The 15,492-nt window shown below is 69.5% G+C and carries 14 protein-coding genes; 10 read left to right on the top strand and 4 right to left on the bottom strand.

Annotated elements, in window-relative coordinates; translation table 11 throughout:
* Positions 1-41: 41 nt before the first annotated feature.
* The 8 genes from casA to HGB44_RS24870 all read left to right on the top strand — a co-directional run bounded on the left by casA (position 42) and on the right by HGB44_RS24870 (position 7,325).
* Positions 42-1,622 (top strand): type I-E CRISPR-associated protein Cse1/CasA, encoded by a 1,581-nt coding sequence (casA, locus tag HGB44_RS24905; RefSeq protein WP_082768478.1) that lies wholly within the window; start codon positions 42-44, stop codon positions 1,620-1,622.
* Entirely contained in the window at positions 1,619-2,371 is a 753-nt protein-coding gene (gene casB / locus HGB44_RS24900) for a type I-E CRISPR-associated protein Cse2/CasB (RefSeq protein WP_082768479.1), read from the top strand. Before casA ends, casB begins: the two co-directional genes overlap by 4 nt.
* On the top strand, positions 2,368-3,501 hold the full coding sequence (gene cas7e, locus HGB44_RS24895; protein ID WP_061081844.1) for a type I-E CRISPR-associated protein Cas7/Cse4/CasC: 1,134 nt from the start codon (positions 2,368-2,370) through the stop codon (positions 3,499-3,501). Before casB ends, cas7e begins: the two co-directional genes overlap by 4 nt.
* Complete coding sequence (gene cas5e / locus HGB44_RS24890) at positions 3,498-4,256, top strand: type I-E CRISPR-associated protein Cas5/CasD (protein WP_061081845.1); 759 nt, start codon at positions 3,498-3,500, stop codon at positions 4,254-4,256. Before cas7e ends, cas5e begins: the two co-directional genes overlap by 4 nt.
* Entirely contained in the window at positions 4,253-4,936 is a 684-nt protein-coding gene (locus HGB44_RS24885; protein WP_061081846.1) for a type I-E CRISPR-associated protein Cas6/Cse3/CasE, read from the top strand. Before cas5e ends, HGB44_RS24885 begins: the two co-directional genes overlap by 4 nt.
* Before the next feature lie 5 nt (positions 4,937-4,941).
* A complete protein-coding gene (gene cas1e, locus HGB44_RS24880) occupies positions 4,942-5,937 on the top strand; it encodes a type I-E CRISPR-associated endonuclease Cas1e (RefSeq protein WP_231972527.1) in 996 nt (331 codons plus the stop codon).
* Positions 5,937-6,323 carry a type I-E CRISPR-associated endoribonuclease Cas2e gene (cas2e, locus tag HGB44_RS24875; RefSeq protein ID WP_082768480.1) on the top strand — a complete coding sequence of 129 codons (387 nt, stop codon included), beginning with the start codon at positions 5,937-5,939 and terminating at the stop codon, positions 6,321-6,323. The genes cas1e and cas2e overlap by 1 nt, the downstream gene beginning before the upstream one ends.
* Positions 6,324-6,746: 423 nt before the next feature.
* Entirely contained in the window at positions 6,747-7,325 is a 579-nt protein-coding gene (locus HGB44_RS24870; RefSeq protein ID WP_168444134.1) for a hypothetical protein, read from the top strand.
* On the opposite strand, the gene HGB44_RS24865 is transcribed toward HGB44_RS24870, so the two are convergent.
* Positions 7,316-7,519 carry a hypothetical protein gene (locus HGB44_RS24865; protein ID WP_168444133.1) on the bottom strand — a complete coding sequence of 68 codons (204 nt, stop codon included), beginning with the start codon at positions 7,517-7,519 and terminating at the stop codon, positions 7,316-7,318. The two genes, HGB44_RS24870 and HGB44_RS24865, sit on opposite strands and share 10 nt — an antisense overlap.
* Positions 7,520-7,970: 451 nt before the next feature.
* Positions 7,971-8,846 carry a sigma-70 family RNA polymerase sigma factor gene (locus HGB44_RS24860; RefSeq protein ID WP_061081847.1) on the bottom strand — a complete coding sequence of 292 codons (876 nt, stop codon included), beginning with the start codon at positions 8,844-8,846 and terminating at the stop codon, positions 7,971-7,973.
* 86 nt (positions 8,847-8,932) lie between these two features.
* On the opposite strand from HGB44_RS24860, the gene HGB44_RS24855 reads away from it, so the two are divergent.
* The gene (locus HGB44_RS24855; RefSeq protein ID WP_061081848.1) at positions 8,933-9,391 is read left to right on the top strand and encodes a carboxymuconolactone decarboxylase family protein; all 459 of its coding nucleotides are present in this window, start codon (positions 8,933-8,935) and stop codon (positions 9,389-9,391) included.
* A gap of 768 nt (positions 9,392-10,159) precedes the next feature.
* Positions 10,160-12,250 carry a hypothetical protein gene (locus tag HGB44_RS24850; protein ID WP_061081849.1) on the top strand — a complete coding sequence of 697 codons (2,091 nt, stop codon included), beginning with the start codon at positions 10,160-10,162 and terminating at the stop codon, positions 12,248-12,250.
* A 3-nt stretch (positions 12,251-12,253) separates the two neighbouring features.
* On the opposite strand, the gene HGB44_RS24845 is transcribed toward HGB44_RS24850, so the two are convergent.
* Together HGB44_RS24845 and HGB44_RS24840 are read right to left on the bottom strand one after the other, a co-directional pair.
* Entirely contained in the window at positions 12,254-13,222 is a 969-nt protein-coding gene (locus tag HGB44_RS24845; RefSeq protein ID WP_061081850.1) for an outer membrane protein assembly factor BamB family protein, read from the bottom strand.
* 265 nt (positions 13,223-13,487) lie between these two features.
* A complete protein-coding gene (locus tag HGB44_RS24840) occupies positions 13,488-15,332 on the bottom strand; it encodes an outer membrane protein assembly factor BamB family protein (RefSeq protein ID WP_168444132.1) in 1,845 nt (614 codons plus the stop codon).
* Positions 15,333-15,492: the final 160 nt, after the last annotated feature.

Genomic DNA, 15,492 nt, shown 5'->3' with positions numbered 1-15,492 from the left:
CCGCCCCGGACTCCCCTGTCCGACCAACCCTGCACGGAGCGATGGTGACCCCTGCCTCGTACGACCTGGCCGAACGGCCCTGGCTGCCGGTGCACGCGGCCGACGGCACACCCGCGCCCTCGGTCGGACTCAGCGAACTGCTGTGCCGCGCCCACGAGTTCTCCGACATCGAACTGCCGATCCCCCCGGCCTCCGCCCAGTTGTGGCGGGTGCTGACCCTGCTGGCCGCCCGTGTCACCGGTCTGGACTTCACCGCCGAGGCCGGCGACTGGTACCGGGCGCGCCGCAAGGTCCTGGACGTGGACACGTTCGACCGGAGCCGGGTGGAGGCCTACTTCGCCTCCCTCCCGGGCCGCTTCGACCTGTTCCACCCCGAGCGCCTCTGGTCGCAGGATCCACGCCTACGCGAACAGTGCGCCAAGACCTCCGGGGTCAACAAACTCGCCTGGGGCCGCACCGCCGGACAGAACCAGGTGTGGCTGGGCGGCCACCACCACGACCTGGCTCCGGTGCCCCTGCCTCCTGACGAGGCCGCCTGGCACCTGCTCGCGACTCTCGGCTACGGCCCCTCCGGGCGCTGCACCTCGCGCACGGTCGACGGCCGCTCCGAGGCCAACAGCACCGCCGGCCCCCTGCGCGGGACAGTGTCCTTCCACCCGCTGGGGCGGACCCTTTTCGAGAGCCTGGTCCTCAACATCCCCTTCGACGGCGACAGCGACGACGAGCCCGGCGACGTCGAACCCGCGCCCTGGGAGCGTGAGACACTGCCCGACCCGCTGGGGGCACCGCAGGAGTCCACCGGTCTGGCCGGAACCCTGCTGAACCAGGCCTCACACGCGGTCCTGCTGGTCCCCGACCCTGGGGGCGACAAGGTCGTCGACGCCTACGTCACCTGGGCACGACGGGACCGGCCGGTTCCTCCCACCGACCCCTACCTCATCCACCTGACGAGCAAGGAGGGCCGCCGGTACGCCCGCCCCGCCGACGCCACGCGTGCGGTCTGGCGCGACCTGGACTCGCTGCTGTCGGAGGACTCCCAGGACCGGTTCCGTCCCGCACTGCTCGGTGACCTCACCATCACCACCCATCTCCCCGATGAACTGCGACGGGCACTGCGACTGCGCGCCTTCGGCTTCGACCAGGACGGCCAGACCCGTGACCGCCAGTGGTTCACCGCGAACACCCCGGCGGTCCTGCGCTGGCTGGAGGACTCCGACGCTCCCTCCGAGGAGGCCGTCGCGGCACGCACCCGGATCCGGCTCGCCCGCCGTTCGGCCGAGTCCCTGGGGCTGCGCCTCAAGGACGCCCTGACCGACGCCTGGAAGGAGGGCAACAGCCCTTCGGGCGGTTCCGGGCGCACCGACACCGGAACCGGACCCTGGCTGCGGCGCGGCCTGTCCCGGTACTGGTCCGAGGCCGAGTCGGAGTTCTGGAGGATCGCCATGGACACCGAAGCCAAAGGCCCCGGCATCGCCTTCTCCCGCCTGGCACTGGCCGCCTATGACGAGGTGACCGGCCCCTATTGTTCCCGCCCCCGCGTCGCCGCCGTGGTGGAACGTCACCGGCAACTGCTGTTCCTGCGGCGGCCCACCCGCCGCACCGACCGAGAAGAGACGACATGAGCAAGGCGAGGGAGGTCCTTCGCGCCGCTGACCGGATGGCGGAGGACCTCGAAGACCGGGTGCGCGACGAGCCCGCCGTGCGGGCCGTCCTGCGCAGGGCGAGCGGCAAAAGGGTCGAGGACCCGGCGGTCCTGCCGGTCCACGGGTTCGTCGCGCGCTACCTGGACCGGCTGCTCACCTCCATCGAGTCCGACGGCAAAGCCCGATGGTGGTTCCCGGAGAGGGACGTGGAGCGCGCCTTCTACGGAGTGGCCGCGATGATCGCCGCCCAGCCCCGCCAGGCCCGCGACCGAGTCAGCGCGGAGGACGACGAGAACTCTCCCGAGCAGGCTCCACAGGACGCCTCCCCAGCCGATCGGGAAACCCCCGGTGAGGAGGGCGCGGAGCAGAGGGACACCGACCCGCTGAGGAGGCACGCCAACCTCGGCACCACCCTCGGCAAGGCCGTTACCAAGGGCCAGCTCAAGGCGGACACCACCGAGGAGCGCCTGCACCTGCTGTGCCGCCAGTCCGCCGACGGGGTGCACGCGCAACTCCCCCGCTTGATCCTGCACGCCCGCGACAAGGACGTCCGCATCGACTGGGGGCGCCTGACCCTGGACCTGTCCCGCTGGGGAGCCGACCGCGACTCCGTGGCCAAGGAGTGGGTGCAGGGCTACCACCGCACCATCGAGACCGAGAGGGCCAGGCGCGAAGAAGCCCGGGCCCAGCACACCAGCACCGACGACACCAAGGACCACGCAGCATGAGCACCCCCACGTTCCTGGACATCCACGTCCTGCACACCCTCCCCTACTCCAACGTCAACCGTGACGACCTGGGCTCTCCCAAGACCGTCGTCTACGGCGGCACCGAGCGCACCCGCGTCTCCAGCCAGAGCTGGAAGCGCACCGTGCGTCACCGGGTCGAGGAGCGCCTGGGCGACCCGGCGGTGCGCACGCGGCGCATCGTCGGGGAGATCGCCGGTCGCCTCACCGCCCTGGGCTGGGACCCGTCCCTGGCCGAGCAGGGCGGCCAGCAGATCGTCCTGTCCGCGGCCAAGGGCGGAATCAAGCTGGAGAAGGAGAAGGAGGGGGAGTCACGGGCGACCTCCGTGCTCTTCTACCTTCCCGTCTCCGCGGTCGACGCCCTGGCCGCCATCGCCCACGAGCACCGTGAGGCCGTGGCCAAGGAGTCCGCCAAGAAGACCCCCAAGGGGATTCTCCCCGCCGACGACATCGTGGCGGTGCTGCGTTCGCGCAACGCCACCGTCAACCTGTTCGGCCGGATGCTCGCCGAACTGCCCTCCACCGAGGTGGACGGAACCGTGCAGTTCGCGCACGCCTTCACCACCCACGGCACCAGCGTGGAGGTGGACTTCTTCACCGCGGTCGACGACGTCCCCAAGGAGAACGACCGAGGCAGCGGCCACATGAACGTCGGCCAGTTCAGCACCGGCACGTTCTACCGCTACGCCAACATCGACCTGGCCGGGCTGCTGCGCAACCTGGACGGGGACACCGCGGCCGCCCGTGAGCTGGTGTCGGAGTTCCTGCGGGCGTTCCTGGGCACCGTCCCCTCGGGCAAGCAGAACGCGACCGCGGCGATGACCCTGCCCGACCTGGCCCACGTGGTGGTGCGGTCGGACCGGCCGATGTCGTACGCGCCCGCCTTCGAGGCGGCGGTACGCGGCACGGAGGGGTTCGCTCCTGCCTCGGTGTCCCGGCTCAGCGACTACGCCGGGAAGCTCGGCCAGCTCTGGTGGCCCGACACCGTCCTGTCCTCCGCCCACGCTGGAATCGACGACAAACCGGTCGAGCATCTCGGCGAGCGCCTGACGGGCTACCCGAAGCTGGTCGAAACCGCCGTGGCCGCCGCCTACCCCGGGGACGGGTCGTGAGCGGTCTGCTGTTGCGCCTGGCCGGACCGATGCAGAGCTGGGGGGAGCACAGTGCGTTCGGGGAACGCGACACCCTGGCCTTCCCCAGCCGGTCCGGTCTGGTGGGCATGTTCGCCGCCGCCCAGGGCGTGGGCCGGGACGAGGGCCTGGAACGCTACGACGAGCTGAGGCTGCTCGTGCGCGTCGACGCGCACGGCGTCCGCATGACCGACTTCCACACGGTCGGCGGCGGCCTGCCCCGCGAGCGAACGGTGCCCACCGCCGAGGGCAAGCGGCGCCCGGAGGGCGCCACCACCATCGTCACCCGGCGGGCCTACCTGGCCGACGCGGTGTTCACCGTGGCCGTCACCGGCCCCGGGAGCGAGGACATCGGGCGCTCTCTGCTGTCTCCCCGCTGGCAAACCTACCTGGGGCGGCGCTCGTTCGTCCCCGATCCCCTGCTGGTGCTGAGGGTCCAGGCCCCCGACCCCGAACACGAGCTGCGCACCGCGGTGCCGCTACCGCGCCGCCGTGTCCCGGAAGGGCAGGAGACCGTCGAGGTTGAGCTGGTCTCCGAGCAGGTCTCGTCCGGTGACACCACCGCCGACGGCAGGACCGTCCTCAACGACGTCCCCCGCTCCTTCGCCTCGGCCCACCGCCGGTACACGAGCCGGGAGGTCCGGGTGGAGAGGACCGCGCTGTCCGCGAAGCTGGTCTCGGACAGCATCCGGCAGTACCAGGAACGCCTGTTGGCCTACGTCAAGGAGCACCGTTGACCTGGCTCACGAAGATCACCCCCGACCTGTCCTCGCGACGGGCCCGCGCAGCCTTCGCCAACGCCGGGGAAGTACACCGGTTGCTCATCAGCCTGGTCTCACCCCACCTGGGCGAAGGGCACATGCCCTCACCCCGCCAGCACACCGGCCTGCTCTTTCGGGTGGACGAGGGCCGCACCGGGCCAGTCCTGCTCGTCCAGAGCCACGATCGGCTCGACCTGGCTCAGCTCGCTGGCGGAATCGGCGAGGCCGCCGAGCGCGACCTGACGCCCTTCCTCGACGGGCTGGAGAAGGGGAAGGAGGTGCGCTACCGCCTGGCGGCCACCCCGAGCAAGAGGCTCGGCAAGTCGGAGAAGAACGCCGAGCGCCTCGGCGACCGCGCCCGCCCGGGAGTGAACGCCTACACGCGGCCGCTGTACGGCGCCGACGCCGACCAGTGGTGGCGCGACCGCGCCGAACGCCACGGGTTGGAGTTGCACGAGGTGCTGAGCACCGGTCTGGGCCCGGCCCTGGACCCGGGCAGGAACGGAAAACGCAGGGTGCGCCTGCACATGACCCGGTTCGACGGCCACGCGGTGGTCAACGACCCGGAAGCGGTGCGCAAGGCCGTGGTCGAGGGCGTGGGCCGGGGCAAGTCGTTCGGCTGCGGAATGCTCAGCCTCGCCTCGGCGGAGTGGTGAGGCCGGTGACGGAGACGAACGGGTCACAGGCGCGCAAGGCGCTGGCCCGACCGACCCTGGCGATGCTGCCGAAGGTGTCGGACAACCTGTCGTTCCTGTACGCGGACATCTGCCGGATCGTGCAGACCGACACCGGGGTATGCGCCGAGGTCGCCGCCGGAGCGGGCACCGTGCACCGGGTACAGATCCCAACGGCCTCCCTGGCCTGCCTACTGCTCGGACCGGGCACCTCCATCACCTCGCCCGCGCTGGCGACGTTCATGCGGCACGGCACGACGGTGGTCTGCTGCGGGTCGGGCGGCATCCTGCACTACGGAAGCCTGGTCCCCGAGAGCCGCACCACCGCGTGGCTGGACCGGCAGGCGCGGGCCTACGCCGACGACACGGCGCGGTTGGCCGTGGCCCGGCGCATGTACGAAATGCGGTTCGGGGAGGAGGTGGAGGAGGGCATCGGCATCGAGCGCCTGCGGGCCCTGGAGGGGCAGCGCATGAAGGCGCTGTACCGGAGTCTGGCGACCAAGCACCGGGTGAAGCCGTTCAAGCGCAACTACGACCCGGCCGACTGGGACGGGCAGAACCCGGTGAACAAGGCCCTGTCGGCGGGGAACGCGGCCCTGTACGGGGTGGTGCACTCGGTCATCGCCCATCTGGGCTGCTCCCCCGCTCTGGGTTTCGTGCACTCCGGGAAGCAGCAGTCGTTCGTCTACGACATCGCCGACCTCTACAAGGCGCAGACCACGATCCCGCTGGCGTTCTCCCTGCACCAGGCGGAGAATCCCGAGGGGCGGGCCCGGACGCTGTTGCGGACCGAACTGCAGCTCTACAGGATGATCCCGCGTATGGTGCGGGACATCCAGGCCCTGCTCGACCCGGACATCGAGGACGAGGACGAAGACGAGGGCGCGGAGGCGACGCCGCTGCGGTGGCGGGTGGTCGACCTGTGGGACCCCACCGCCGGCGCGGTCTCGGGCGGAGTCAACTACGCGGTGGAGGGGCGCTGATGGGGTCGATGGTGGTGATCGCCACGACCGCGGTCCCGGACCGGGTGCGCGGTGCCCTGTCCCGGTGGATGACCGAACCTGACGCGGGCCTGTACGTGGGCACGATGAACGCTCGGGTGCGCCAGGAGTTGTGGTCCGCCGTGAGCGCGTCGGTGGGGGACGGCGCCGCGGTGTGCCTGCACACCGCCGACAACGAGCAGGGATATGTCGTGCTCACGGCGGGCGAGCGGCGACGGCAAGTGCTGGACTTCGACGGCCTCCAGCTGATCCGGCTGACGGCGCAAGTCAATGAGGAGGAGGACCCAGAGTGGCTGCCCGAGGCTCCGGAGCGCCAGGTCGGGGACGAGACGCCCGTATCTGAGGAGGATCCCTTCCAGGGACTGTGAAGGAGACGGCCCTGCCTGCCGGGTGGGGCCGTCCGCGTCTGTCCGGATGGCTGGTCGGTGATGGCACCCCTGACAGGGGATGCCTCACCGGAGGTGAAGCCGACGACGACATCTGGGTTCGGAACGGGCGTGGGTCTCACTCCCAGGCACACCGCCACCATGACAGCCGGTTCGGCCCATCCCCGCGTGCGCAGGGCTCACTTGAGGGAACGCTTCCGAACACGGGTGGTCGGTTTAGGCGGTAGGTGCGAGCGGCGTGCATGCCAGGAGCAGGCGGGACTCTTCAGCCAACCTGGACGCGACCACGTCGTCATCGATCTCGCCAATCATGTTGAGGAACGGCGGCCTGGCGTTTAATCTCAAGTCGTGATTGAATAGTCAATGATATATTTTCATTTAGCACACAACCCTAGAGAAAGAATCTTGCACAAAAACTCAACCCCAGCAGCGTCGAATAACATCCATGGAACAGTCAAAGGAGTTAGCATACAGGCTCACACAATTAGTAACGCATACTTCAACGCGCCCGAACCAAAGGAGCGACAAGAGAACCCCTTTAGAGTAAGAGAAATCGAGACATACGAGCCAACGCATAACGGTATTTTCTTCATCTCTCTTGAAAGCAAGTTCACAACTGCAGTATTCATTCGAGGACTTCGCCCGGTAGTCATCTCCAGGACACTCGGCGAGCCCAGTCCAGGCCACCAATCTAACGGCGTGTCCTACGGCCTTCATCCACGCTTCCACCTGAGACTTGATCCAGGAAATGAGCGACTTGAGCACATACCCTGGACAAACGGGTTCCCCATCGAAGTCGGAGAATTCGAACTCCTGGAGCTTTCAACCCCGAACCCCCCACTGGAAGTCGTCAGGTGGGAGCTTGAAATAGAATGGTTCGCCTCAGGAATGACTGGCATAACTCGACTCGGGAACTCAGGAGAACCATTCATATCAAAACCCTTGAGCCACTCATGCGCAAAAATGGGTTGCCCTCATTTCTGAATGAGAGACTGATAACTGGTCGGTGCAAGCGGGATGTAGCGCAGGATCAGGCGGGACTCCTCCACCAGCCCCGACGCGACCACGTCCACCGTGTTCTCCCCCGGCGGGAGCGGCCACAGTGTGGAACCCAGATGGGCGAGATGCTGATATGCGCGCACCCCGTTCAACCGCACCGAGTGACCATCACCGAGCATGCGTCCCTTGGCCTGGTGGATGGGGATCCCTGGGCGCTGGCCGGACGGCTCGTCACACCATGAACATCTGGGCGGACATCATTGCGGTGGGTGCGGCAATCACGAAAAAGAGCATCACTGCGCACCCACCTCTGGCTGCAGCTGCTTTTGCTTGGTTATTGCGGACACAACTCTTACATATATAGTTTGGCCCCCAGGGGTCTCCAGATTCGGAGTGCATCCTCCGCATCAGCTGCATTCTTCCATGCCATATTTTCCCCACGGGGATCCTTTCTGTCAATCGACCGGTTTCCGCCTCCCCTGAACACAACCGCGCCGAAGAGAGACGATGAGGTTCGGCGACATGTAGTGCAAACCCACTGAGGTTTTCTCGGAGGCTAAGTTCGACGTCTCTGCGGACCAGGCGTGGAGCGGACCACTCCGAGTACGCGCGGACTTCACCGGCAGGGAGTCACGCCGGGTCTGGCAGGTCCATGAGCGCGAGTTTGGCCGGGTCGACCACAGCGGTCATCTCCATGATGTGGCCGTCGGCGACGGTGAAGACGAGGAGGGAAAGCGGGGTGCCGTCCTCGCTCCAGGAGATGACGCCGGGGCGGCCGTTGATGCTTGCCGCATGTCCTCGTGCCGCTCTGCCGGCCACTCGCGCGCGCGTGGCGACTTCGGTGGCGCCGAGCGTGACGAACGTGCCGTTCGGGGTGTGGACGGTGAACCTCACTTCGGGGTGGAGAACCTGCAGCAGCTGCTCGAACCGGCCATCCCGGGCGGCGGCCAGGAAGGCCTGGACCACCTCGCGTTGTTGTCGTCCGGCGCTTGCTGGCTGCTGGGCGGCTTGTACCTTCCTGCGGGCGCGGCTGGCGAGCATTTTGGTCGCGTCGGCGGATTTGCCGAGGATGGTACTGATCTCGCCGAAGGGCACGGCGAACACGTCGTGCAGCACGAACGCCAGTCGTTCGTCAGGGCGCAGCGAGTCGAGGACTGTGAGAAGCGCGAGGCCGACGGAGTCCCCGAGTGCCACGAGGTCTTCCGGAGCAGGAGCGTCGTCGAGTGTCACGGTGAATTCGGACAGCCGGTCGTCGAAGGAGACCTCTGGGCGCGTCCGGCCCGACCGCAGGACGTCGAGGCTGATGCGGCCGACCACGGTGGTCAGCCAGCCGCCGAGGTTGTCGATGGTGTCGGTGTCCTGGCGGGAGAGCCGCAGCCACGCCTCTTGGACCACGTCTTCCGCATCGGCATGTGATCCGAGCACGCGGTAGGCGACGGCGCGCAGCCGGTCACGGTGGGACTCGAAGGCATCGACGATCGAGTCCGTGGGATGGGTGTCGGCCATGGTGTTACCTCCCTGGAAGCTGCTCCGTCATAGGGATGACGCGCACAGGCGCCGCAACGTAACCCGATGAAGGAGAGCACTCCCCCATGGAAAACCGGCTCAAGGACAAGAACACCAACAACCCCGATATGTGGACCGCGATCCAGCACCTCCAGAAGGCGATCACCGCCGGGGGCGTCGACCCGAAGCTGCTCTCGCTGGTCCACCTGAGCGCCAGCCAGATCAACGGCTGCTCGGCATGTGTCTACGCCAGTGTCTCCGGAGGGAAGAAGGCCGGTGACACCGAGGAGAGGCTGCACAACGTCGCAGCGTGGCGCGAGGCGCCGTTCTACACCGACGCGGAACGCTCGGCACTGGCGCTGGCCGAGGCCGCCACCCGGCTGCAGGACGGTGCGCCGGGTGTCACCGACGAGATCTGGGAAGAGGTCAACGCCCACTTCACCGAGGAGCAGATCGGCGCGATCAACCTGGAGATCGCGCTGACCAACTTCTTCAACCGGATCAACCGCACCATCAAGGAACCGGCCGGCAAGACCTGGGGCTGAGTCCAGCGCGGCTCTTACCCACTGAGGCTTCGCCAGTGGGTAAGAGCCACGAGGCCGGGCAGGCGTGAAGCCCTGGTAGGACCGCTCTGCCAAGAGCATGTCCGCTCGGACCAGAGGCTTCACCTTGGTCACTTATGCTTCCGCGCTCGACGTACCACGCCCCGTCGTCGAGTTCCTCGCCCGGCTGCTGGCCGCCCACCGGCGCAGGATCGGCACGCCGAAGCGCTCTCGCGCCCTGGGCCCGTTCCGCCAGGCGGTACTGGTGCTGCGCTGGTTCCGAGAACACGGCTGTGTGCACTGCCTGGCCCGGGATGCCGGGATCTCGCAGGCCACCGGCTACCGCTACCTCCATGAGGGCATCGGCGTGCTGGCCGCCCAAGCTCCTGGTCTGCACGAGGTGTTGTACCTCTGCCTCGCCGAGGGGATGACAGTGCTGTCGGGAATGCTGACAGCGGGAGCGACAGGCTCTGTCAGCACCCGTCCTGACCGAACCGTGACCGAATTTCTGGGGGCGGCGAATGGGCGATGCACTGACACGAACACGTCGCCCTCGCTCTGGCTGGTGTCGCGTAGCCGCATCGCCGTTCTCGAACCAATTCGCCTGCGCGTGTGCGGAAGCTCAGTCCCAGCAGGGCGACACTCATGCGATTCAAGTGCGTTCACCCGCACGTTGGTCTCCTGCGCCTGCTTCCACTCGCCGGGCCGCGACGGTGTCCCGCTATCGTCGTCGCGGACATACAACGCGTAGCGACCAGATAGGGCACCCCCATGCAGAGCGAGGCCGCACCCAGGCCTGCACACCAGCCGTCGGACCCGTTCAACGAACGCCTCCACTGGAGCCTCTACCCCCTGGTGGCGAGCGCCTTCCTCCTTCCTGCGCTGCCGGTGGCGTTGGCGGCGGCCGTGCTGGTGCCCTGGTTCGTCTCGGACCACGGCCTGGTCGTCAACGGCCAGCCCTGGCTGTACGCCCCGCTGCCGGACCTGGTGCCCTTCTGGGTCCTTGGGGCAGCCGGGGTCGCGCTCGTGTTCGTCGTCGCGGTGTCGTGGGGCATCGCCGTGCACCTGATCCACCAGGCGCTGCGCGGACGATCCGTCCCACCGGCGAGGGCCCTGGTGCGCTCCGTGAAGCGGTCGCCGTGGACGCTGGCCGCAGGCGCGGCGGTCGCGGGCGCGGTACTCGCAGCGGACACAGCCCTGCTCCAGGTCTACGAGCAGGCCCATCCGTCGCTGCGTTTCGGCATCGGCGCCGTCTTGTTCGCGTCCTTGACCCCGCTCTGGCGGCCCCTGGCCGGGGTCCACGTGCACGAGCGCCCCGGGGACGCGTGGAAGGGACTGCGCGGACGGGGCCTGCTCACCGCCCGCGGCCAGTGGGGGCCGGTCTCCGTCGCGGTCGCCTGCGCGGCCGTCGTCTCCTACCTGGCGTGGACGACCATGACCTCGGACACCGTCGTGCTGGCGGTGATCGCCGCTCTGGCGGGACTCACGGTGGCGGCGGTGGCGCTCACCCTGGCCGCCACCGGCCAGGGCCCGGCTCCGCAGGAGCAGGCCGCGCGCCCGTACCTGGCCGTGGGGATGGTCGTGGCGGTGACCGTCGGGCTCGCCGTGCCGCTCCAGCTCTACCAGACCCTGCTCACCGACGGCCCGTGGCCGACACTGCGCTACGACATCTCCTCGGTGGAGCCGTGGGAGCGGCGCGAAGCCACCCCCCAGCCGCTGATCCTGCCCGAGGACGGGGCCTCGGTGGTGCTGGGCACCCGAGAGCAGCTGTGTGAGGAGGCAGCGGCCTGCCGGGACCTGGATCAGCCCCTGGACGGGGCGGGCCCGGTGCTGGCGACCACCGGCATGGCGGGGGGCGCGGTGCGCACCGTCCGCGCCTCCCTGGATCCGCTCCTGGCGCAGGGGAGCATCGTGGTGCACGACCAGTGCGTGCGCCCCGACCAGTGCCGCGACCACACGTGGGAGCTGGAGCCGCAGGTGGAGCCCGAGGGGCAGTGGGACGCCCCGGAGGACGATCCCGCCAACCAGGTCACCACCCGGGGCCTGCCCGACAAGATCGCGGCCTGGGGAGGGGCCGGCGGTGGCCGCCACATGGTCGTGACCGCGACCCCTTCCGTGGGGTTCGGCGAGACCCTGCTGACCCTGTTCAGCTGCGGCGCCGACCAGTGCACGTCCCCCGCCTCCACCCTGCTGGTCCGCGAACCCGGCTCCACGCTGGCCTCCACCGCCCACCCCCGCCACGACTACCCGGCCCTGGTCAGCGTCACCGCCACCGACCAGGGCGTGCCGCAGGTGAGCGTGCACCACCCCGACAGCGGCGCGCTGACGCTGTACGCCTGCCACGACGTGCCGTGCACCGACTTCACCACCACCGAGCTGGTCCCGCCGACCGGTGTGCTGCGGATGCAGGAGTGGAACAACGCCCACTACACCGGCGCCATCATGCGGATGAGGCCGGACCGCACACCGGTGATCGTCTACCTCGATACCCGGGACGGCTCCGTGCGGCTCATCGACTGCGCCGACCAGAGGTGCCAGGACCGCGACACCGCGCAGGTGCTGGGCCCGGGCTGGGATCGCACCTCGCCCGCCCTGGCCCTGGACTCGGCCGGGCTGCCCCAGATCGCGACGTTCGACGTCTCCACCCGCGAGGTGGTCTACCTGGCCTGCGCCGATGAGCGGTGCCAGAGCTATGACCGCACCGTGGTGGGCATCTACGACCACGCGCCGGGGTGGATCGACCTGGAGCTGGACGATGCCGACCGCCCGTACCTGGTCTGGCACCGGGTCGCCGACGAGAACGCGGGAGAGGAGCACGCCTTCGAGCTGGTGCGGTGCGCCGCCGCCCACTGCGCACCGTGAGAGCTAGTCGGTGGTCACCGCGTACAGGCGCGGCTCCAGGCAGGCCACCCCGGGCGCGTGGGGCTGCGAGCGCAGGGGCCCCAGACCGTCGGGGGCGCACGCCAGGGCCACCGCGGTGTCGCCGATCTGGTTCAGGCCGATCGTGCCAAGGCCAGCGGGCCCCAGACGGCCGCCGCTGGTCTCCACCGCGGTGGCCGGACCGTCATCGACGTCACTGACCCATACCCAGGAGGTACCGGTGCGCAGCAGGTCACCGGCCATCTCCTCCGGGTCGGCCCTGCGGAACTCCCACAGGACCTCGCCCGTGGACAGGTCCAGGGCCAGGTAGAAGCCCTCTTGCCCACCGCAGTGCTCCAGGACGGCCTCGTTGCCGTTGATGGCCACCAGGTCACCGGCGCACTCCGCGCGGGGCGCGACGCTGGACACGCTGCCGTCCGCGGCGTCGACCTGCACGAATCCGTCCTCGAAGCGCAGCACGATCCGGTCGTCGTCGGCGTGCAGTGACCGCAGCCCCGAGTGCAGGAAGTCGATGTCGGACCTCTCACGCAGATCCGTGGTCCACAGCAGTTCACCGGTGTCGGCGTCCACCATGCGCAGCAGGGCGTTCTCGGCGTAGAGCACGCCGTTCTCACCGGCGTCCACGGCCTTGAAGGGGTTGGAGGAGTCGCGTGGGCGTGCACCGGTGTCCAGGTGGTGCAGGGTGAGGCTACCGGTCAGGCGATACTCGCCTTCCAGCGGTAGTGACCAGCGCACCTGTCCCTGTTCCGTGCAGTCGGGAGCCCGCTCCCCGTCGGGGGTGCACAGCAGGTGCTCGCGCGGGCTGATGCCGGAGGTCACCGGCACGTACCCGGCCTCCTGCAGGCGCACCACGGCGTTGTCCGGGGCGGGTTCGCCAGGGCCGGGGGCCACCGTGCACGCGCTGGCCGCCACGACGACGGCAGCTGCGGCGGCGGAACGGAGAGGGATGTGCATGCACCGCAATCTAGCGAACCACCGGACTGGGCGTTCAGCGGCCCAGGCACCCTTCTTCGTGTCTGGCCACACCGGCTCCAGGCTGACTGATGCGCCGACCGCTGCGAACGCGACGGCCACCCCGACGACCCGCAGCAGGACCGCGAGCCGGGGATGGCGGTAGAGGAAGCCGTCGGGGGGCTGCCGAATTCGTCATGCTGTTCAGCCTGGGCGGCGCCTCCTTCGCCCGCATGAGCATGCGTACTAGGAACCACCAGAAGAAGGTCTAGGGCACCAGCCCGTACAGGCGGTCCTCCACGTGGGAGACCACCGCCCCGGGAACCGGAAGAACGCCGTAGTCGCCAACGCCCAGCAGGTCCGGCGCTTCGACAGGACCCTCGCCGTCCTCCAGCAGGATCTGCGTCCAGCCCTGCTGAGCGGCCTCGCCCTCCCAGGGCAGGACGGAGACGGTGAGGACCCGACGGTCGGCGTCGTCCCAGGCCAGGTGCGGCACGACCAGCACCGACTCCAGGACGCGGGCCTGGTTCACCGGTGCCCACAGGTCCGCGTCCACCTCGACCTCGCTGCGCTGGACGACCTCCCCGCTGGCGTCGGTGACCAGCAGCAGACCAGGCTCATCGCCGCCCCGGTCGCGCAGCACCACCGCGCCCCGGGTGTCCACACCCACGGCGTACTCATACATGGGGTCCGGTGCCGGAGGGAACACCTGAGCGGGAGCGCCGTCGTCCACGGCGAACGCCCCGCCCGGAGTGCGGGCCACCGCCTCACCCCCGCGCCCCTCGCGCACGGCGCCGATGATGGGCACTTGCGTGTAAGACAGATTGTCGGGTGTCCACTCCTGGCGCCACACCCGCTCACCCGTGGACACGTCCAGCGCGGTCACGCTCTCCACCGCGTCCTCGGGCACGTCCATCCTGTACAGGGTCGATTCAACATCCTCCTCAGGGAGGTGCTCCTGGTCCAGGCACAGGCGCGCCACCAGCACCCGGTCGCCGTGACCGCGGATCCCACCGTCATCAGCCCACTGGCACCAGCGTTCACCGGCCCCCTCCCGGAGTTCGACCTCCCACAGGCGCTCGGTGGAGTCGGTGGCGTAGGCCACGACCAGGGACCGCCCGTCCTCGTGGACGCGAAAGACGCGCACGTCGGGGGTGAGGTAGCGCAGCGGTGGGGACTTCTCCTGTCCCTGCCAGGTCAGGGCGGGCATGGGCGTCTCGCGCACCACCTCGCCGGTGGCGGCGTCCAGCATCACCATCGCGTGGGTCTGCGGCTCAGACTCAGGCGTGGCTTCGGTGACGTGCGACAGGTAGGCGTAGCGGTCCTGGCCCGCGAACACCCCGGCCTGCGCCTGACGGGAGAAGGGCAACCGGTAGGTCCACAACTCCTCGCCGGTGGCCCCGTCCAGGGCCACGAACCCGTCGTCGTAGAGCACCAGGGGCCCGCGCGGACCCCGCTCCACACCCAGCACCGGGTCCAGCACCGGGTGCTCGGGCTCCCAGGTCCACCCCACCCGGCTGATCGTGGCCGGGACCGGCGCCGCCTGCCCGCCGTCGGCGGCGGCCACGGTGTGCTCGACCATGAAGGCCCGGGTCAGGGCCGCGGGCACCAGCGTCCAGACCAACGTCACGACCAGGGTGCCCGCCGCCGCCCCGGTCAGCACCCGCTTCCACCGGTGCCAGGGCAGGGCCGTGGCCGCTCCCAGCGCCAGGGCCGTGCCCAGGGCCACCAGGCACACCCCGACCCACAGGGCCAGCACGTGGTCGGAGAACATCCGATAACCGTCGTTGTCCACGATCGCGGCCAGGTGACGGGTGGGGAAGGCCGCCCACACCACCGCGAGCACCACCAGGACCACGGCACCGCGGCCCAGCGCGCTGCCCAGGGTCGGGCGCGCGGCGAGCCGGTCGGGGTCGCGGGTGGCGGTCAGGGACACCCACCCCAGCACCGCGGCGGCCAGCAGCAGCGTCAGGCCGACCAGGAGCGCCGGGCCCTGGCTGCCCGGCGCGGCCCGCTCGCTGAAATTCGAGACGTGGGGCGTGGTCAGGATCAGGGCGCCCACGAGCACCGTGACCCCGCTCCAGCCGAGCACGTCCCCCACACGTCGTCGCACCGCTGTCCCACCCCTTGTCCTGTTCCGTCCGTCGTCGGCTCAGGCAGTCTAGGGACCGGTGGCCGGGGCTGGAGTTCGGCGGCGTCAGCGGGGTGCACCGGCACGGTGCGCCGGGTGCACGCCGAGATGACGAAGCCCTCCTCACGGCGGACCACGGGCC

It is taken from the genome of Nocardiopsis alborubida (genome assembly GCF_012396365.1).
Lineage (GTDB): Bacteria > Actinomycetota > Actinomycetes > Streptosporangiales > Streptosporangiaceae > Nocardiopsis > Nocardiopsis alborubida.
Note: the sequence above shows the minus strand (reverse complement) of the source record. Positions and strands in the feature narration are given on the sequence as shown.